At 72.0% G+C, this 19687-nt stretch carries 15 protein-coding genes and 1 pseudogene; 8 read left to right on the forward strand and 8 right to left on the reverse strand.

The window, feature by feature from the left end:
- The first annotated feature begins 243 nt into the window (after positions 1-243).
- The 6 genes from ACFV9M_RS24210 to ACFV9M_RS24235 all read left to right on the forward strand — a co-directional run bounded on the left by ACFV9M_RS24210 (position 244) and on the right by ACFV9M_RS24235 (position 7082).
- Complete coding sequence (locus ACFV9M_RS24210) at positions 244-1365, forward strand: DUF4190 domain-containing protein (protein ID WP_385067363.1); 1122 nt, start codon at positions 244-246, stop codon at positions 1363-1365.
- Between the two features lie 147 nt (positions 1366-1512).
- The gene (locus ACFV9M_RS24215) at positions 1513-2265 is read left to right on the forward strand and encodes a GntR family transcriptional regulator (protein WP_385067360.1); all 753 of its coding nucleotides are present in this window, start codon (positions 1513-1515) and stop codon (positions 2263-2265) included.
- Positions 2266-2815: 550 nt separating this feature from the next.
- On the forward strand, positions 2816-3007 hold the full coding sequence (locus ACFV9M_RS24220; RefSeq protein ID WP_385067357.1) for an SPOR domain-containing protein: 192 nt from the start codon (positions 2816-2818) through the stop codon (positions 3005-3007).
- Between the two features lie 30 nt (positions 3008-3037).
- Complete coding sequence (locus ACFV9M_RS24225; protein WP_385067354.1) at positions 3038-3469, forward strand: (deoxy)nucleoside triphosphate pyrophosphohydrolase; 432 nt, start codon at positions 3038-3040, stop codon at positions 3467-3469.
- A 263-nt stretch (positions 3470-3732) separates the two neighbouring features.
- Positions 3733-4161, forward strand: a complete 429-nt coding sequence (locus tag ACFV9M_RS24230) for an ATP-binding protein (protein ID WP_385067351.1) — start codon at positions 3733-3735, stop codon at positions 4159-4161.
- A 263-nt stretch (positions 4162-4424) separates the two neighbouring features.
- The gene (locus ACFV9M_RS24235; RefSeq protein ID WP_385067348.1) at positions 4425-7082 is read left to right on the forward strand and encodes a SpoIIE family protein phosphatase; all 2658 of its coding nucleotides are present in this window, start codon (positions 4425-4427) and stop codon (positions 7080-7082) included.
- 227 nt (positions 7083-7309) lie between these two features.
- On the opposite strand, the gene ACFV9M_RS24240 is transcribed toward ACFV9M_RS24235, so the two are convergent.
- From ACFV9M_RS24240 to ACFV9M_RS24255, 4 genes and pseudogenes are all read right to left on the reverse strand, one after another.
- On the reverse strand, positions 7310-8170 hold the full coding sequence (locus ACFV9M_RS24240; protein WP_385067345.1) for an immunity 49 family protein: 861 nt from the start codon (positions 8168-8170) through the stop codon (positions 7310-7312).
- On the reverse strand, positions 8167-11127 hold the full coding sequence (locus tag ACFV9M_RS24245) for a hypothetical protein (RefSeq protein WP_385067342.1): 2961 nt from the start codon (positions 11125-11127) through the stop codon (positions 8167-8169). The genes ACFV9M_RS24240 and ACFV9M_RS24245 overlap by 4 nt, the downstream gene beginning before the upstream one ends.
- 126 nt (positions 11128-11253) lie before the next feature.
- Positions 11254-12660, reverse strand: a complete 1407-nt coding sequence (locus ACFV9M_RS24250) for a hypothetical protein (RefSeq protein WP_385067339.1) — start codon at positions 12658-12660, stop codon at positions 11254-11256.
- A gap of 58 nt (positions 12661-12718) precedes the next feature.
- Positions 12719-12895 (reverse strand): annotated as a pseudogene (locus ACFV9M_RS24255) (hypothetical protein); the annotation flags it as partial.
- Between the two features lie 165 nt (positions 12896-13060).
- Here ACFV9M_RS24255 and ACFV9M_RS24260 point away from each other — a divergent pair.
- Positions 13061-14326, forward strand: coding sequence for a hypothetical protein (locus tag ACFV9M_RS24260; protein WP_385067337.1), 1266 nt, complete (start codon positions 13061-13063; stop codon positions 14324-14326).
- 163 nt (positions 14327-14489) lie between these two features.
- Positions 14490-15413, forward strand: a complete 924-nt coding sequence (locus tag ACFV9M_RS24265; RefSeq protein ID WP_385067335.1) for a class I SAM-dependent methyltransferase — start codon at positions 14490-14492, stop codon at positions 15411-15413.
- A gap of 115 nt (positions 15414-15528) precedes the next feature.
- Here ACFV9M_RS24265 and ACFV9M_RS24270 read toward each other — a convergent pair whose 3' ends face one another.
- Genes ACFV9M_RS24270 through ACFV9M_RS24285 form a run of 4 tightly spaced genes read right to left on the reverse strand, consistent with a single transcriptional unit; the run spans position 15529 to position 19454 of the window.
- Complete coding sequence (locus ACFV9M_RS24270) at positions 15529-16296, reverse strand: succinate dehydrogenase/fumarate reductase iron-sulfur subunit (RefSeq protein ID WP_385067332.1); 768 nt, start codon at positions 16294-16296, stop codon at positions 15529-15531.
- Complete coding sequence (locus tag ACFV9M_RS24275) at positions 16293-18272, reverse strand: fumarate reductase/succinate dehydrogenase flavoprotein subunit (RefSeq protein WP_385067330.1); 1980 nt, start codon at positions 18270-18272, stop codon at positions 16293-16295. The genes ACFV9M_RS24270 and ACFV9M_RS24275 overlap by 4 nt, the downstream gene beginning before the upstream one ends.
- A 22-nt stretch (positions 18273-18294) precedes the next feature.
- Positions 18295-19128, reverse strand: a complete 834-nt coding sequence (locus tag ACFV9M_RS24280; protein ID WP_385067327.1) for a hypothetical protein — start codon at positions 19126-19128, stop codon at positions 18295-18297.
- Positions 19129-19163: 35 nt separating this feature from the next.
- A complete protein-coding gene (locus ACFV9M_RS24285) occupies positions 19164-19454 on the reverse strand; it encodes a hypothetical protein (RefSeq protein WP_385067325.1) in 291 nt (96 codons plus the stop codon).
- Positions 19455-19687: the final 233 nt, after the last annotated feature.

Genomic DNA, 19687 nt, shown 5'->3' on the forward strand with positions numbered 1-19687 from the left:
GTACCGCCCCCGCTCGCGCCGTGCTTACCATGCGCCCAGTCGTCGTACGTCAGTTCGCCAGTCAGGAGCACGTCGCTCGTGTCCATACCCCCACCCTCCGGGCCCCAGCCGCCGCAGGACCCGTACCGGCCTCCGCAGCCGCAGGGCCCGTACGCTCCCCACCCCCGGGGGCCGGTTCAGGGAGCCCCCCAGGGGCCGTTCCCCGGGCCGTTCCAGGGGCCGTTCCAGGGACCGCCGCAAGGGATGCCGCAGGGCCCCTACGGGGGGCCGCCGTACCCGGGCTGGGGGCAGGGGTATCTGCCCTTCAACCGGTCCGCGCCGGTCAACGGGGTCGCCATCGCCGCGCTCGTGCTCGGCGTGCTGTGCTTCCTGCCCGCCGTGGGGCTGGTCCTCGGCATCGTCGCGCTGGTGCAGATCCGCCGGCGCGGTGAGCGCGGCAAGGGGATGGCGATCGGCGGTGCGGTGCTGTCCTCCCTGGGGCTCGCGCTGTGGGTGACGATGCTGGCCACCGGGGGCGCCTCCGCCGTCTGGGAGGGGTTCAAGGAGGGCGCGAGCGGCAACAGCAGCCTCTCGCTCGCCAAGGGCGAGTGCTTCGACGTGCCCGGCGACACCTTCCGCGACGACGTCTACGACGTCGACAAGGTGCCCTGCTCCGGTGAGCACGACGGAGAGGTCTTCGGCACGGTCGCCCTCACCGGGAGCGGCTACCCGGGCGACGACTACGTCACGGACACGGCCGAGGACGAGTGCTGGACCCTCCAGGACAGCTACACCATGGACCCCTGGCTGCTGACCGAGGAGGTGGACATGTACTACCTCACGCCCACCCAGGACAGCTGGGACTGGGGCGACCGCGAGATCACCTGCGTCTTCGCCAACACCGACGAACGCGGCACCCTCACCGGCTCGCTGCGCGCCGACCGGACGACCCTCGACGCCGACCAGCTCCACTTCCTCGAGGCGATGGCCGCCGTCGACGAGGTGCTCTACGAGGAGCCGGAGGAGTACGCCGAGGACGACCTGGAGGTGAACCGGACCTGGGCGGGCGAGGCCGGGGACGTGACCGGCGAGCAGGCCGAGGCGCTGGGCGGGCACACCTGGTCCGCCGAGGCGCGGCAGCCCGTCGCCGACCTGGTGAAGGACATGCGGGAGGCCGCCGGGGAGTGGGCGGAGGCGGCGGCCGCCACCGACGTGGACACCTTCTACGAGCACTACGACAACGCCTACTCCCACGTCGACGGCGAGGCCACCGTCACCGCGCGCGAGGCTCTGGGGCTGGCCACCACCGCGCCGACCTACGGTGAGGACTACGAGGGCGGCAGCGCCTCCGGGGACGACGGGGACGAGGGCGGGCTCGATGTGTGATCACGTCCATAGCGGGGAGAAAGTGCCTGCGTAAAGCCTCTCCCCGGCATAAGTCATCACATCGAGTGATTCTCTGGCCTTTGCTTGCACGGCCCAACCCACGGTTGCCAGTCTGTTGCTGTCTGTACAATCTGATGGGAGCGGCCAGTGACATTCGGTGAGCAGCCGGCGTATCTGCGGGTCGCGGGTGATCTCCGCAAGAAGATCGTCGACGGCTCGCTGCCACCGCACACCCGCCTCCCGTCGCAGGCCAGGATCCGCGAGGAGTACGGCGTCTCCGACACCGTCGCCCTGGAGGCGCGCAAGGTGCTGATGGCCGAGGGGCTGGTCGAGGGCCGCTCCGGGTCGGGGACGTACGTGCGGGAGCGGCCGGTGCCGCGCCGGATCGCCCGCTCCGGCTACCGGCCGTCCGGCGGTGCGACGCCGTTCCGGCAGGAGCAGGCCGACGCCCGCGCGCGCGGGACCTGGGAGTCCAGCAGCGAGCAGGCCGAGGCGAGCCGGGCTGTCGCCGAGCGGCTCGCGATCCAGCCCGGTGACCGCGTGATGTGCACGAGATACGTCTTCCGGGAGGGGGGCGAGGCGATGATGCTCTCCACCTCCTGGGAGCCCCTCTCCGTCACCGGCCGCACCCCGGTCATGCTGCCCGAGGAGGGCCCCCTGGGCGGCATGGGCGTCGTCGAGCGGATGCGCGCCATCGACATCGTCGTCGACAACGTCACCGAGGAGGTCGGCGCCCGTCCCGGCCTCGCCGAGGAACTCCTCACCCTGGGAGGTGTCCCGGGCCATGTCGTCCTCGTCGTCCACCGCACGTACTACGCGTCGGGCCGCCCCGTGGAGACGGCGGACGTGGTCATCCCGGCCGACCGCTACCGGGTCGCCTACCACCTGCCGGTGAAGTAGTGGTCCGCCGGTCGCCGGTGAAGTAGGTGAAGTAGTGGTCCGCCGGTCGCCGGTGAAGTAGCCGTCCGCATCTGCTGGTGGGGTCGTCGGCGGCCGGCTGTCGGCGAGCCGCCGGTCCGCGGTCCCCGTCGGCCGCCCAATGGTTGGGGTCCCGGCTCCCCGGTGGGGCGCGGGCGGTCGTGGGTGAGGCGGCGCGTCCGGTGAGACAGCGCACACCCCTTTGGCAGATGCCCCCGGAAACCGCCCGGTGCGAGGCCGTCCGCGCGCCGTCGGAATCCGGTCGAATCCCGTCGTTCCCGCAGGTGGCCCGCCAGATGCCCGGCGTGCCGCCGACCGGAGGCGTCGCGCCGCGCGCACGGCGCGTCCGGTCCCGTGCGCCCCCTCCGCAATGGCTGGTTGCGTACCTGTTTGTGAAAAGCCGTATTCGCTGCGTAAAGGTTAGGCGTACGCTCGGGCATATGCGGATTGCGGTTTCCTTGCAGGGCCGGGTGCGGGGCGCGCTCGGGACGGGACCGGGATGGGCCGGGGAGGGAAGGGGGCGCGGGGCGTGATGAACGACAGCACCATCTCTCTGCCCTGGCTCGTCATACGGCAGGACGACAACGGCAATCGCTACCGCGTGGGGCGGTACGCGACGCGCGCCGAGGCCCAGAAGATCGCGGACAGTCTCGACGTCCGCGGACACAAGCAGCTCTACTGGGTCGAACGCATCGGCCAGAACGGGGACGCCTCCCGTAACTGACCGCCCCGGCGGTCCCGTAGGCTCCGGCGCATGACGGATCGCATCGTGGTGGTCGGCGCCGCCCTGCTCGACGGCGACCGCCTGCTCGCCGCGCGCCGCAGCGCACCCCCCGAGCTGGCCGGGCGCTGGGAACTGCCCGGCGGCAAGGTCGAGCCCGGCGAGCGGCCGCAGGAGGCGCTCGTCCGTGAACTGCGCGAGGAACTCGGCGTGGCCGCCGAAGCCGTCGAACGCGTGCCGGGGGAGTGGCCGCTGAGGCACCCCTACGTCCTCCACGTCTGGACCGCCCGTCTGCTCCCCGGTTCCCCGGCCCCCGCCCCCCTGGAGGACCACGACGCCCTGCGCTGGCTCGCCCCCGACGAGATCTGGGACGTGGGCTGGCTCGACCAGGACGTACCCGCCGTACGGGAGACGATCCAGCGGCTGGGACCGGCGGCGCCCCGCCCCGGCGTGCCGCGTCGCTGACGGAGCCTCCACCCCGCCACCTCCCCCGGCAACCTCGCCACCTCCCCCCTCCGCAACCTCGCCGCGTCCCGTCACTCCGTCACCTCATCCCCCTCGTCGCCCATCCCCCTCGTCGCCCATCCCCGCGTCGCCCCATCCCCCCGTACGTCGTCGGTGTCGCCGTACGCCGTCGGTGCCACCGTGCGCCACCCGTGCCACCGGTCGCGGTACTGCACCCCGCATATCGGGTATGTGCCAATTAACCCAGTGAAAACGGACATGGGATGCACCTGCTGGCCCGGGAAGTGATCGGCGTGATCGACACCGAAGGCGACTGCGCCGAGTGGACGTTCCCCGCGGACCCCGGAGCGGTGCGCACCGCGCGCGGCGCGGTGCGGGGGCAGTTGCGCCACTGGGGGCTGGACAGCGTCGGCGACCTGGCGGCCCTGCTGGTCAGCGAACTGGTGACCAACGCGCTGCGGCACGCCACCGGCCCCATCGGCGTCCGCCTGGTCCGTCCCGCCGGTCTGGACGGCGTGCTGCGCGCGGAGGTCTCCGACCCGCTGCCCGACCCGCCGCGCGAGCGGGTCGCCCGGCCCGACGACGAGGGCGGGCGCGGGCTGCAACTGGTGGCATCCTCCTCGCGCTCCTGGGGCACCCGGCCCGGAGACACCGGCAAGACGGTGTGGTTCGAACTGGTGGTGCCCGACTGAGTCCGTCCGGGAAGCTGGGGGCGGACGGGGCGGGGTGTGCGTACGTCGGCACCCCTGCCCGGCGACCCGTGCCGGAAGGTGGGGTTCGGCGGTGTGTCCGCTGGTTAGAAGACTGGAAGTGTTGTCACGGAACGGTTCTGAATACGTCTGGACCGTGCTGTGATCGTGAACACCGTGCCGTGCGGCGCCGTAGTGCTGGATACTGCGGGCAGCCGCCCCCGGTGACCGGTGCCGGGCGCGGTGAGCTGGAGGGGACGGTTCGCGTGAGCGAGATACCAGCGAAGGCCGCGGAGTCCGAGGACCCGTCGGACGGCGCGAGGGCTGAGGACGCGGGTGCGCTCGCAGCCGATACGGGACACGTCCCGGTCGTCGGCGGTGGCGCCGGCGGCGAGGGCGAGGTGCCGGCCGGGGACGCCCTGTGGCAGAGCAGTCCGCCCGGCTCGATCTACGACTACATCAGGGTCGCCTCCTTCTCCATCGGCCCCGACGGGCTGGTCGACCAGTGGAGCCTGCGCGCCGAACACATCTTCGGCATCCCGGCCGAACGGGCCGTCGGCATGGATCCGATCGACGCGTTCATCGACCCGGATCTGCGTGAACGCGGCCAGCGCAAGATGGCCGAGATACTCGACGGGCGGGAGTGGACCGGCGTGGTCCCGTTCCGGATGCCCGGCGCGCAGGACGGCAAGCCCGGCGAGGACGGCCTCGCCGAGGTGTACGTCATGCCGACGCGCACCCAGGAGGGCGAGAAGGCCGCCGTGTGCATCGTCGTCGACGTCCGCACCCTGCGCAGCATCGAGACCGACCTGGCCGCCTCGCAGGCGATATTCGGTCAATCTCCGTTCGGGTTCCTGCTGATCGACCCCGAGCTGCGGGTGCGGCGCGCCAACCACCGGTTCGCGTCCCTCTTCGGCGGCACCCCCGACGACCACCGCGGCAAGGGGGTGTACGACTACCTGCCCCGCCCCGAGGCCGAGCGGGTCACCGCCATCCTGCGCCGCGTCCTGAAGACCGGCGACTCCATCACGGACATGCACGTCACGGGATTCGTCCCCGGCTCCGACGAACGCCGGCACTGGTCGATCAACCTCTACCGCGTGAAGAGCGGATCCGGCCGCCCGATCGGCATCGCCTGGCTCGGCACCGACATCACCGCCCGCCGCGCCGCCGCCCGCGAGGCCGCCGCCGCCCGGCGCAATCTCGCCCTGCTGAACGAGGCGGGCGCCCGCATAGGGAACTCCCTCGACCTGGAGACGACCGCCCGCGAACTCCTCGACGTCGTCGTACCCGGCTTCTGCGACCTGGCCACCGTCGACCTCTACCAGGGCCTGCTGGCCGGCGACGAGACCCCGCCCGGGCTCGCCGACGGCAGCGCCGAACTGCGCCGCGTCGCCTTCGCGTCCGCCGTCTCCGACGCGCCCTTCGCCGGCACCGGCGCGCCCGTCGCGGTCGGCGCGGTGCACCACTACCCGTTCAACTCGCCCTGCGCGGACGCCCTGCGCACCGCCCGCCCGCAGTACATCCCCGGCGAGGACGGCGGCCTCGTGCAGTCCACGCTCGCCATTCCGATGGTCGCCCACGACACCGTCGTGGGCCTCGCGCAGTTCTCGCGGACCAAGGGCAGCGAGCCGTTCGGGGACCGGGACCGGGACCTCGCGGTGGAACTGGCCGCCCGGGCCGCCGTCTGCATCGACAACGCCCGCCTCTACCGCCGCGAGCACGAACGGGCGCTGATACTGCAACGGTCCCTCCTCCCGCCCGGCGACCCGGTCGCCTCCGGCCTGGACATCGCCTGCCGCTACCTGCCCGGCAACGTCTCCACCGGCCGCCCCAGCGAGGTCGGCGGCGACTGGTTCGACGTCATCGAACTCCCCGGACACCGCACGGCGCTGGTGGTCGGCGACGTGATGGGGCGGGGCCTGCGCGCCGCGGTCGCCATGGGCGAACTGCGCACGGCGGTCCGCACGCTGGCCCTGCTCGACCTCGAACCCGCCGAGGTGCTCTCCGCGTTGGACGAGATCGCACGCGGGCTCGGCACCCCCGGCGGCGTCCAGCAGGCCACCCGCGCCGCCCGCCGCCCCCGCGAGGCCGACCTCTCCGAGGTGTACCTCGCGACCTGCGTCTACGCCGTCTACGACTCCGTCACCCGGCGATGTACGTTCGCCAACGCCGGCCATCTGCCGCCGGTGCTGGTCGAGCCCGGGGAGCCGGCCCTGATGCTCGACGTGCCGCCGGGCATGCCGCTCGGCGTGGGCGGGGAGCCCTTCGAGGAGGTCGAGGTCGAACTCCCCGAGGGCGCGCTGCTGGCGCTCTACACGGACGGCCTGGTCGAGTCCCGCGACCACCCCCTGGACGAGGGCCTCCAGGCCTTCGTAGGCGCGCTGACGGACCCCTCGCGCCCCCTGGAGGACGTCTGCGACCACGTCCTCAACACCCTCGACACGCACCACGGCGAGGACGACATCGCCTTGCTGATGGCACGTGTACAGGGCCTGCCCACCGAGTCGGTCGGCGACTGGACCCTGCCGCGCGAGCCGCGCAGCGTCGGCCGCGCCCGCGAGTACGCGCGCGGCCAGCTCCTCAGCTGGGACCTGGAACCCCTCGTCGACACCACCGAACTGCTCGTCAGCGAGCTGGTGACGAACGCGCTGCGGTACGGCGAGGGCGAGATCCGGCTGCGCCTGCTGCTGGACCGCACCCTGGTCTGCGAGGTCTGGGACGCGGGCCTGGTCCAGCCACGCCGCCGCCGGGCCCGCGACACGGACGAGGGCGGCCGGGGCCTGCAACTCGTCGGCCTGCTCTCGGCGGCCTGGGGCTCACGCCGCACCCCGCACGGCAAGACGGTGTGGTTCGAACTCCCGCTGCCCGACAGCGAGACGACCCTGACGGATCCGGCGGAGGCGCTGCTGAGCTTGTTCTAGACGGCACGGGCGGCGGCGCGGCACAGGCATTGGAGACGGAACGGCCGCGCCCCCGCCGTGCCCTGCGCCTGCATGGGGAACTTCCCACACCAGTTGCGCTCCAGGGGGGCGGCAGGTAGTCGGACCCGACCTCGACGGTGATGTCGGCGTCATGGGCCACCGGAGGGCGTCGGCGAGTGCCCGGGTGAAGCCGACGTCGTCGACGCCCGTCCGGCCACTCCGGGGGATCAGGTGGCGAACTCGCCCAGCCAGCCTCGCTCGAGCAGATGCTTGGGGAGGTAGTCGGATTCGACCTCGATCGGGATCCCGCCGTCGTAGGCGAGGCAGGTGATGGCAAGGAGGCCGAGAGCGACAGCACCCGACGGATCCTCCGCGCGGTCCTCGTCGGCCGTCCAATACGCCTTGTGGAGTTCTAGGGATTCAGTCAAGGCCTGATTGAATCCCTCCTCGTCCTTGCGCAGGAAGCGGTAGAAGAGGTTAATGGGCGGATAGAGAACGTTCTGCACCAGGTCACGAGGAGCGATCGTCACCATGTCGGGGTGCGAGTCCTGCAGTGTGGCCGTCAGTTTCTCCACCAGTTCGGGACGCTGTAGCCAGTATGCCTGCAGGGTTTCCACCCAGTGGTAGACGTACCCGTCGTAGGACCCATCGGGCGAGCGCAGCCGATCGAGGGGGATTTCGCACAGCTGACTCATCCGCTTCTGGTCGCGGCAGACGATGGCCAGCCAGAAGGCGGTGAGCCAGTTGCCCGCATCGGCGTACGAACGCGGACCGATAGCCGGGAGCGTACGCATCTCGCGGGCGATACGGCACTGCACCGTACCTTCGGCCGCACCTGTCATGGCGAACAGCGCGGACCCCACTTGCATCGCGGTGACGACCGCTTCCCAGGTCTCCAGCTTTGCGGCACGGGGGTCCGGGGCGCAACGAGCCTGAAGGTGCAGGAGCGCGGTACCGAAGACGAAGTCGATGGAACCGGGCGACCGTTCGAGCCTCTCCAGACTCTCTGCCAGGTCCTCGCCCAGTCCCTCCGCGTAGGCTTCGTCGTCGGGGCCTGGCGCACCGTGCCGTGGGATCGTGATCGTCACGGAGTGGTCCTCTCAGAGATGTCGAACTGCCTCATGTGGTAGCCAGCGTACTTGCCGGCGTTCTTCTCTCCCTTGACGACTATGTAGTCCAGTTTCCCTTCATCCAGGGCCTTCATCAGTTGTGCTGCGAGTTTACGCTCGGAGGGGATTTTCTTTCCCCTCTTCTGCATTTCTCGGATGATGTCCTCGAAATACTCCCTGGTTCCCTGGGAGACGCGCTTTCCGCTGGGTAGATTACGGGCGCCCAGATCCGTGGTGACGCTGCTCTTGGCTTCTACGACGACGTAACCGCCGTCTTCGCGCCGCCACACCTGGTCGAACTGGTCGTTGCCGTTCTTCGGGCCGTGCACTGTCTCCCGGGTTGCCCCTTCGTAGTGCTCCGGGATGACGTGGTGCTCGGCGATGAGCTCACCGTAGGCCTCCGACTCGTCCCGCATGTCGCGATGCGCGGCCTTGTATTCGTTGGTGCGTTCGAGCTGGGTCAGTTCCGTCTCGGGTGTGGGGGCCTGCTTGTGCGCCTCCACGGCCTCGGCCTTGTGGCGCCCGGCGGCCTGGTCGTATCCGATGGCCTGGTGCCGCTTGGCCGCCGCCTCGTCCAACGTCTTCAGCGCCTCGTCGCTCGCGTGCTTCCGCCCGCGCTTGAGCGCGTCGTCGATGTAGTTCGGCTTCAGAGGCTCTGGCGCGTCCTTGGCCGAGACCCACGGGTGCTGGGGCGACTCCCGGGTCAGCTGGGGAGGAGTCGTCATGCTCTCGTCGGAGAACTCCAGGTTCTTGCGGTTTCCGTTGGACTTGTAGAACTCCTCGAAGTATCCGGGCTCGTGGTTGGCTCGGTAGACCTGGATCTCCTGGATCTGCTCCGGCGTGAGGGAGCCCTCGGGCCCGTAGGGGTTGTCACCGTCCCGCATGAAGCTGGGGCGTGCGGCGTCCGCGTCCCGAGCGGGTGCATCGCCCTCCGGCGCGTGTGTGGCGGCGTCCCCGGCTTCGTCGCCGAGGCCGCCCGTGTGGTCGAGGGCGTCATCGCCGAGACCCGCGAGGTCGTCCAGGCCGTTGACGGGTGTCTCGGGGATGTGGCTGGGGAGGGGGGCGGTTCCGCCGCTTCCCGGCAGGTCCCGGCCGGGAGTGTTGACGGCGTCCGCGTGGCCGCCGCCGGGCAGGTTGTCTCCCGTCCGGGGACCGGGCACCGTACTGCCGGTGTGGGTGTCGACGCTGTTGGTCGGCAGGTTGTTGCCGGCCGAGCCGCCGGGGAGGTGGTCTGCGGTGCCGCCGGGGAGGTGGCTGCCCGTGTTGCTTCCGGGCAGGTCGGTGCTCGCGTGGACGGCCGGGATGTCGCCGCCCGCGTGGACGACCGGTGTCGTGGTGACGTCCTCGCCGACGCGGCCGACGTCCCCGACGTTGTCCAGGCTGTTGCCGAGGTTGACGTGCTGGGCGGCGCCGGCGGCGTTGTCGGCGGTGTTGGGGGCCGCGCCGACCAGGGCCGGTTCCCTCACCGGGGAGTCCACCCGGGGCACGTCCGCGCCCGCCGCCGGGCTGCCCGGGTCGGGCTGGTCGACGATGTCGCCGGGACCGTCCTCGGCCTTCTGCAGGACGTTGCCCCGCTCGTCGAGGAGGTTGCCCTCGGGATCCCAGTACCGGGCCGGAGCACCCGGCCCGGTCGGCAGCTTCGTGCTGCCCTCCGGCAGCACCGGCACGTCCTCGGGCAGCTTCACACTCCCGTCCGGGAGCTTCGCCGCCCCGGCCGGGACCACCGCGCCCTCCGGCAGCCGGACCGTGCCGTCGGGCAGCATCACCGTGCCCTCGGGCAGCGTGACCGCGTTGTCCGGCAGCTTCGGGATCTCGATGTTCCCGACGCCCTTCAGCGCCTTCGTGATGTCGCCGATCTTCGACAGGCCCGCACCCGCGCCCTTGGCGATGTACGTCATCGGATCGATGGCCCGGCCGGCCTTCCCGGCCACCGACAGCACCTTCGCCACCGCGCCCGCCTTGCCCGCACCCGCCACCGCACCGCCCGCACCACCGGTGAACACCGTGGTCAGCACATTGAAGGTGACCGCACCCGCCGCACGGGCGGGGTTCTTGCCCCACTCGTCCCACGCCACCAGCGCCTTGCCGGTCTCCTTCATCGCCGTGCGCGACTCCCGCAGCCACGACGGCAGCTTGTCGTCCGGCAACGCCCAGAACGCCGCACCCACCAGCGGCATCCCGGTGAGGACCAGACCGGTGGCGAGCTGCGCGAGGCCCTTCCAGGCCTGGCCCATCGCCTCCCAGCCGCCGAACCCGACCAGCGTGCCCAGACCCTTGATCGTCCCCCACACACCGTCGACGATCAGCCCGTCCCACACGAACGACTTCACCCAGTGGCCGACCTCGTACCAGTGGTGCTTCTCCTCCACCGGGTCACCCCAGGGAAGCTTCGCGTTCTTCATGTCCTCGGCGTTGAACCCGTACTGGTCCTCACGCTCCGAACCGTCCCCCGCCACCATCTGCGTCCCGCCCCACAACGCGGTGATCTTGTTGTGGCAGGTCCGCTCCGCCGCCCAGAACGCCGCCACCGTCGCGGTGATCTCGTCCCGGAGCCGGTTGTGCTCGGCGACCTTGTCCTCGTCGTACTCCCACTCGCCGTCGTCCTTCACCGAGCCGACGAAAGTGTGCGCCTTCGTCTTCAGCTCCAGCAGCTTCGACACCAGGGGCCGTATCTCCGCGGCGTACGACGACAGCGCCGACGACACCGTCTCCAGATTCGTCGCGAAACCGTCCGCCCGGTCCCGCACCGGCTTCGTCGTCGCGAACAACTGCTCCGCCTCCGGAGCCCGGTAGAACGCCGACAACCCCTGGAACTGGGAATGCACATCACTGCCCGTGTCCCGAATGCTCCCCGCGTCCTTCTTCAACGCGGCATGGTCCAACTCCAGTTGGAAGAGGTTGCCGGTGAACTGCGGGATCTCCTCCGGATTGATCACGCTCAACCACCCCCGTTATGCGTGTCAAAACCAGGTCATCATACGAATGGGGGTCATGGGGAGTCGGACAGCGTCACTGAACCGCTACAAGTGCGGGGGCCCCTGGGGGCCTTGATACGCCCGGTCCTACAACCGGCCGAAGCCCACCGGGCCGTACGGGCCGATGTGCGTGCCGATGTCCGTGCCGGTGCCCGGCAGGATGCCGCCCAGGACGGCTCCTGCGGTTCCGCTCTCCTCGCCGGCCGCCTCGGGAAGAGGGTTACCGCGCAGGCGTACGTCCTGTTCGGCGAGGGCGCGTGCCTCCAGGGCCAGGGTGTCGGCGCGGAGGCGGTCGGACGTGGTGCCCGTGGTCAGAAGGCGGCGGGCCTCCGCGAGGCGGGTACGGGCCGTGGCGCCCACCGCACCCCGGTGCGTCGCGACGAAGTCGTCCGCGGCGGCGGTGGCGCTGCCGGCGGCGAGGCGGGCGGCGGCCGACAGGACCCCGGACCGGCCCGGGGCGAAAGGCGCCGTCGCGCGCACGATCCGGCGCAGGACGCCCACCGGGTCGTACGGCTGACGAGCCGTCACCTCCTGTCGTACGGCGGCGAGGACGGTGTCGGCGTGGAACAGCGGGACGAGGATCTCGCCCCCGGGGACGGCCGGGCCGCGCACCGCCGCCAGGTCCGCCTCGGCGCCGGTCAGCGCGGCCGGGACCATCGACTCGGCCTCCCGCAGTTCGGCGGCCAACCGGTGCACGCCGTCGAGAAGGACGGCCGCCTGCACCACGGCGCCCTCGGCGGCCCACAGATGCCGGGCGGCGTCCTCGGACCGCCCCGAATCACTGGCCTGACGCGCCAGGTTGAGGCGTACGGTGGCGAAGAACAGCCGGTCCTTGGCCTGTTCGACGTTCCCGGCGACGGAAGCGGTCGCGGTCGCGGCGTAGCGCGCACCGATCTCCACCAAGACCGCCTCGGCCGCGCCCGTACGGCCCGTCAGCTCACGGAACCGTGTCTCCGCCACCTCCGACGCCCCGCCCGGCCCTTCCGCCGGCCCCCGCAGCCGCGCGAAGTCGCCGGCCACCGCGTCCAGCCGCCGACCCGCCTCCTCACACCGCCCGACGACCCCGGCGAGCGCGTGCCGCCGGGCCGCCGCCTCCTCCGGCACCCCTTCGTCGAAGCGCTGCCGTATCCGGAACGCGGCGGCCAGCTCGCCCTCCGCGTCCCGCAGCGCGCGGCCGAACCGGGCCACGGCCTCCGCCCCGAACCGGGCCTCGGCGAAGCCGAGTTCCCCGCGGGCGGTCCGGACGCGGCCGTCCGCCTCGACCAGGGCCGCACGGGCCCGCTCGTCCAGTTCGGCCAGGGGCGGCGAGGAACGCGTCGGCGGAGGTGTGCCCGCTCCGCCCGGTGTCGTCCGGCCACGGGCGCGGCGGACGCGCCGTACGTACCCGTAGCCCGCCACCGCGCCCGCCGCGCCGACCGCCACGAGCGGCAGCACCAGGTCGGCCGTGGACGTGCCGTCCTCCACCGGTGCGGCGGACATCGGTGCGGCGGACATCGGTGCGGCGGACACCGGTGCGGCGGACATCCGAGAGTCTGGAGCCCGAGAGTCTGGAGCCCGAGAGTCTGGCGCCCGAGAGTTCGGCGCCGGAGAGTCCGGTGCGGGAGAGTCCAGTGCGCGAGAGTCCGAGGTCGGAGCGGCGGACGCCGGACGGGTGATCGCAACCGGAGCGTCCGTCCCCGACGTCATCCCCGGCAACACCAGCCACAGCGCCCCGGCGACGCCGCCCCACGCGGCAAGGGCCACCCGCACGGATATGTGCGACGTGGCCCGCCGGGGCCGGCCTCGGTAGAGCGATGGCGTCACCTTTCGGAGCGTATGACCGCCCATGCGGCCACGCGAGCGGGATACGCCCGAGGTGGGAGGCGTGTGGCCGGGCGACAGGGGAGGGGAACCGGTGGATCGGCAGTCGGCGCAAACGGGAGCGCAGTCGCAGTCGCAGCAGCAGTCAGAGCCGCAGCAGCAATCAGAGCCGCAGGCGCCGTCGCAGTCGCAGGCACAGCCACCGTCGCAGTCACGGACGCAGGGGGACGCGGGCGCGGAAACGGATCCGCGCGTCGCCGCCCCGGCCACCGCCCCACCCGAGGTCCCCGATGCCGCCGACGCCTCCGCCGCCGCCCGGCCCGCCGAGCCCCCCACCCTCCGGCGCCCCCACCGCCCCTGGCTCCGCCGCGCCCGCCGGACCGTCCTCGTGCTGGTCCTCCTGGTCCTCCTCCCCGTCCTCGCCTCCCAGGTCGTCCTGAGCGTCAACTCCATGGGCGACCCCGCCGACGGCGCCCGCACCCGGGGCCGGGACGCGATCTGGCTCGGTCACGCCTGGGTCGACGGCCGGAAGAAGGACGCCGACGTCACCGCCCTGGCCGCCCGGCTGGAGGACACCGGCATCCACGATCTGTACGTGCACGCCGGCCCACTGGAACACGACGGCACGCTCCCCGCGACGGCCTACCCCGAAGCCCGCTGGTTGATCGCGGCCGTGCACCGCGCGATGCCCGGCGTCAGGGTCCAGGCCTGGCTCGGTGACGTCCTGGCGAGCGAGAGCCCCCACGGCATGCGGCTCGAGGACGCCGGGACGCGCGCCAACGTCGTCACCTCCACCCGGCAGATCCTCGCCGCCGGCTTCCAGGGCGCCCACTTCGACCTGGAGCCGCTGCACTCCGACGACCGGAACTACCTCACGCTCCTCGACAGCCTGCACGACGTCACCGGTGCGCACGACGCCCCGCTCTCCGTCGCCGCCCACCAGATCGACCCGCTGCCCGGTCTCCACTCCGTCCGGGGCGCCGTCACCGGCCACCCGAAGTGGTGGTCGCAGGAGTTCTTCGGCCAGGTCGCCCGCCGCGTCGATCAGATCGCCGTCATGTCGTACGACACCGGGCAGCTGATGGAGAGCGCCTACGCCGGCTACGTCGCCCAGCAGACCTCGCTCGCCCTGGAGGCCACCCCGCCCGGCACCGACCTCCTCATGGGCCTGCCGTTCTTCCACGAGAACGATGTCGGCCACTGGGATCACGCCGAGACGGTCCCGGCGGGCGTCCGCGGCGTCCGGCTCGGCCTGTCCCGCACCGACGCCGACCGCGCCGCCTTCGGCGTCGCCCTGTACGTCGACTTCGCGGCCACGGAGTCCGACTGGACGGCGTACCGGGAGGGCTGGGTCCGCTGAGGACCGGCGGAGGCCGTCCGGTCCGGTCGGACGCCCGGGATGTAACCCAGGCGTCGGCCACACGTCATCCGGGCTTCTCCCCGATGGCCCGCCGTCGCGGTTGTGCATGGGCTGTGGACGTCCTAGCGTCCTCGTCCCCTACCTCTGCGAGGGTCACACTCCGATGCGATCACCACTCACCGGCAAGGCCGTCCGCCGGGCTCTGCGCCCGGTGGCACACCTCATCGACCAGCGCATCGAACGCCAGGTCCGGCGCCTCGTCGGGACCGGCGGCACCCCGGCCGGCGCGGCGCGGCGGCCGGAGGCGCACCGCGACCAGCGGCACCCGCTGGAGCTGTTCTTCGACGGCACCGGGCGCGGGGTGTCCCGGGTGCCGTCCGCCGCCGCTCTCCAGCGCCTGATCGCGGAGCTCGCCGAGGTGACCGGGGACCGGGCCGGCGCCGAGCGCACCGCCGCCCAGGCGTTCCGGCTGCTCGTCGCGCTGGAGGCGCTCGGGGTCGGCCGGATCGCCGGTGGCACCATGAACATCGTCGGCAAGCTGTCCGCCGTGCCGCTGCTGGACCCGCCGAACGACGAGATCCTGGAGATCGGCACCCTGTACGGGATGTTCGGCGCGGCCCTGATCCGGATGATGGAACGCGCGGGGCGCGACCCGCGGCTGACCATCGTCGACCCGCTCGCCGGAACGCAGGTGCAGCCCGGCGCCACCATGGGCGACGACGCGTCCGGCACGCCCGTGCGGGAGGCGGCCGTGCGCACCAACCTCTCCCTGGCGGGCCCGGCCGGCGCGGCGGCCCGCGTCCAGCGGGGCTTCTCCGAGGACCCCCGGGTCCGTGCCCTGGTCTCCGACCGCTCCTACGGCGTGATCGTCGTCGACGGCGACCACTCCGCCGCCGGGGTCGCGGCCGACCTGGAGTGGGCCGAGAAGGTCGCCGCCCCCGGGGGCATCGTCGTACTGGACGACTTCGGGCACCCGAAGTGGCCCGGCATCACGGAGGCGTTCCACCGGCACATGGCCGGGGAGACCCGGTTCACCTTCCTGGGCCGCGTGGCGCACTCCGGGTACCTGCGCGCGAAGGCCGCCTGAGCCGGGTCTCGCACGTCGTCCTGAGCCGGGTCTCACGGGCCCTGAGCCGGGTCTCGCACGTCGTCCTGAGACGGCTCGCGCGCGCCCCGGCACGGCTCGCGCGCCCCGGCACCGCTCACGCCCGTCGGCGGATCTTGTTCCCGAGCCAGACGAGCGGGTCGTACTTGCGGTCCACGGCCCGCTCCTTCAGGGGGATCAGCGCATTGTCGGTGATCTTGATGTCCTCGGGGCAGACCTCCGTGCAGCACTTGGTGATGTTGCAGTAGCCGAGACCGTGCTCGTCCTGGGCGGCGCGCCTGCGGTCCAGCCCGGTCTCCTCCGCCGCGTCCAGCGGGTGCATGTCCAGCTCGGCGACCCGCATCAGGAAGCGCGGTCCGGCGAAGGCCCGCTTGTTCTCCTCGTGGTCGCGGACCACATGGCAGGTGTCCTGGCACAGGAAGCACTCGATGCACTTGCGGAACTCCTGCGACCGGTCCACGTCCTCCTGCATCATCCGGTACTCGCCGGGGGCCAGGCCGGCGGGCGGGACGAAGGCCGGCACCTCCCGCGCCTTGGTGTAGTTGAAGCCCACGTCGGTGACCAGGTCCCGGACGACCGGGAAGGCGCGCAGCGGCGTGACGGTGATCGTCTCCGCCCGGTCGAACACCGACATGCGGGTCATGCACAGCAGCCGGGGCCGCCCGTTGACCTCCGCGGAACAGGAACCGCACTTGCCCGCCTTGCAGTTCCAGCGCACGGCGAGGTCGGGGGCCTGGGTGGCCTGGAGGCGGTGGATGATGTCGAGGACCACCTCGCCGTCGTGCACCTCGACCGTGAAGTCCTGGAGGCCGCCGCCGTCCGTGTCGCCGCGCCACACCTCGAAACGCGCCTGGTAGCCGCTCATTCGTACAGCTCCTCCTCGGCGAGGTACTTGACCAGCTCCTCCTTGTCGAAGAGGGCCAGCAGGTCGGTGCGGATCGGCTCGGTGGTCTCCCGGTCGAGGGCGATCTGGCCGCGGACCGGGTCGGTCGCCGCGAGCCCGCCCGTGGGGTCGGTCAGTCGGCACAGCAGGTTGATCCGGCGCCACGGGCGCTCCATCGCCGGGTGGTCCTCACGGGTGTGGCCGCCGCGCGACTCGGTGCGCTCCAGCGCGGCCCGCGCCACGCACTCGCTGACCAGGAGCATGTTCCGCAGGTCCAGGGCGAGGTGCCAGCCCGGGTTGAACTGCCGGTGCCCCTCGACACCGGCCCGGCGGGCCCGTACCCGCAGCTCCGCCAGCTTCTCCAGGGCCTGCTCCATCTCCGCCTCCCGGCGGATGATGCCGACCAGGTCGTTCATCGTCTGCTGGAGCTCCTGGTGGAGGGTGTACGGGTTCTCCGGCGGCCCTCCGGACGGCTCCTCCACCTCCGCCTCGGCCGAGAACGGGCGCAGCGCCTCCGCCGCGGCGGCGGCCACCTCGGTGTCGTCCACCCGGGGGCGGTCCGCCGCCGCGGCCGTCGCGTACCCGGCGGCGTGCAGTCCAGCCCGGCGTCCGAACACCAGCAGGTCGGACAGGGAGTTCCCGCCGAGCCGGTTGGAGCCGTGCATCCCGCCGGCCACCTCCCCGGCCGCGTACAGCCCCGGCACCCCGCGCGCCGCCGCGGTGTCGGAGTCGACGGCGACGCCGCCCATCACGTAGTGGCAGGTGGGCCCGACCTCCATCGCCTCCGCCGTGATGTCGACGTCGGCCAGCTCCTTGAACTGGTGGTACATCGACGGCAGCCGGCGTCTGATCACCTCGGCGGGCATCCGCGTCGACACGTCCAGGAAGACCCCGCCGTGCGGGGAGCCGCGGCCCTCCTTGACCTCCGTGTTGATCGCCCGGGCGACCTCGTCGCGGGGGAGCAGCTCGGGTGGCCGCCGGTTGCTCTCCGGGTCGTCGTACCAGCGGTCGGCCTCGTCCTCCGTCTCGGCGTACTTCTCCTTGAAGACGTCGGGGATGTAGTCGAACATGAACCGCTCGCCGTCGGAGTTGCGCAGCACCCCGCCGTCGCCGCGCACGGACTCGGTGACGAGGATGCCCTTCACCGACGGCGGCCAGACCATCCCCGTCGGGTGGAACTGCACGAACTCCATGTTCAGCAGCGGTGCCCCGGCGAGCAGCGCCAGCGCGTGCCCGTCACCGGTGTACTCCCAGGAGTTCGACGTCACCTTGAACGACTTGCCGATGCCGCCGGTCGCGATCACCACGGCGGGCGCCTCCAGGACGAAGAAGCGGCCCGTCTCACGTGCGTAGGCGAAGACGCCGGCGACCCTCCCCCGGTCCTCGGCCGGGGGGACCCCCGCCTCGCCTCGCCCGCCGTCCTTGAGGACACGCGTGACCGTGCACTCCTGGAAGACCTTCAGCCGGGACTCGTGGTCGCCGGTCTCGCGGTAGTCCTCCTGCTGGAGCGCGACGATCTTCTGCTGGAGGGTGCGGATCAGCTCCAGGCCGGTGCGGTCGCCGACGTGCGCGAGGCGCGGGTACTCGTGGCCGCCGAAGTTGCGCTGCGAGATCCGGCCGTCCTTCGTGCGGTCGAACAGCGCGCCCCACGTCTCCAGCTCCCACACCCGGTCCGGGGCCTCCTGGGCGTGCAGCTCGGCCATCCGCCACTGGTTGAGGAACTTGCCGCCGCGCAGGGTGTCGCGGAAGTGGACCTGCCAGGTGTCGTGCTCGTTGACGTTGGCCATGGCCGCCGCGATGCCGCCCTCGGCCATCACCGTGTGCGCCTTGCCGAACAGCGACTTGCAGATCACGGCCGTACGGGCGCCCCGCTCGCGCGCCTCGATGGCGGCGCGCAGGCCGGCGCCACCGGCCCCGACCACGACGACGTCCCACTCCTGCCGGTCGACCACGGACATCAGAAGGCCCCACTCATCTCGTCTAGAAGAAGCGCGGATCGTCGAAGGCGCCGGACGCGACCAGATAGACGTAGAGATCGGCGAGCGCGACGCTCAGCAGCGACGCCCAGGCGAGCTGCATGTGCCGGGCGTTCAGCGTGCCGACCCACTGCCACATCCGGTAACGGACGGGGTGCCGGGAGAAGTGCTTGAGCTTGCCGCCGACGATGTGCCGGCAGGAGTGGCAGGAGAGCGTGTACGCCCAGATCAGCACGATGTTGATCAGGAAGACGAGGGTGCCCAGGCCCATGTGGCCCCAGGCGTAGTGCTCGTCGCGGAAGGCGAGCACGGTGTCGTAGGTGAGGATCCCGGCGACCAGGAGGGCCGCGTAGAAGAAGTACCGGTGGACGTTCTGGAGGATCAGCGGGAAGCGGGTCTCGCCGGTGTACGTGCGGTGCGGCTCGGCCACCGCGCAGGCCGGCGGGGACGCCCAGAAGCCCCGGTAGTAGGCCTTGCGGTAGTAGTAGCAGGTCAGGCGGAAGCCGAGCGGGAAGATCAGGATGATGATCGCGGGGGAGATGCCCCACCACCCGCCGAAGACCTCCCAGTTCGGGCCCGCGCGCATGGGCACGCAGCGCTCGGCCAGACAGGGCGAGTAGAACGGCGAGACGTAGGGGGCCGCGTAGTAGTCGGCGTCCGCGAACGCCCGCCAGGTCGAGTACACGACGAAGGCCAGCAGCCCGGCCGCGGTGGCGGCGGGGGCCAGCCACCAGCGGTCGGTGCGCAGATGGGGCGCGGAGATCGCGGCGCGCGTGGCGGTGTGCACGCCGCGGGGCGCATGGGGGTCGGTGGCGGGAGGTTCCGTACCAGTGGCCAATTCATGACTCCGGTCGGCTCGGGACTCCGGACGGTTCAGGGGGCGCGTCGGTCACGGGCGCCGAGTCCCTCGTCGTCCGTGTCGATCCACAGGGAGTCGTCGTAGGGGGTGTCGGGGATGGTGACGAGGTCCGGGCGCTTGGCCGCGGCGGGCGTGGCGACCGCCGCGCGCAGCAGCGCGACGCTCTCGCGCAGGTGGTCGGTGTCGGTACGGACGCGGCGCATGTCCAGACCGCCGCTGCCGAGCTGCTGCTCCAGACGGCCCACGGACCGTGCCAGGTCGTCCAGGCAGCGCTGGACCGTTGTCAGATCGTCGTGCACGGACATGACGTGACCTCACTTCCGCGGGCCGGTGGCCCTGGACGGCGACGCTCATGCGCCTGCGAGTGTTGCGCGTCACACCTGTGGATGTGAAGGCGTGTGCAGCGATTGGCCGACGCACGCCCCCGGACACACGCGGGACACGCTCTGTGTGCGCCGGGGGCGCGCGTTGCTCCACGCGGGTGAGGTTGCCCGCCTCCGCCGCCGTGTCGTCCCCGACAGGCGAACCCTTTCCTCTT

The sequence above is a fragment of the Streptomyces sp. NPDC059895 genome, from assembly GCF_042731035.1.
Taxonomy (GTDB): domain Bacteria; phylum Actinomycetota; class Actinomycetes; order Streptomycetales; family Streptomycetaceae; genus Streptomyces.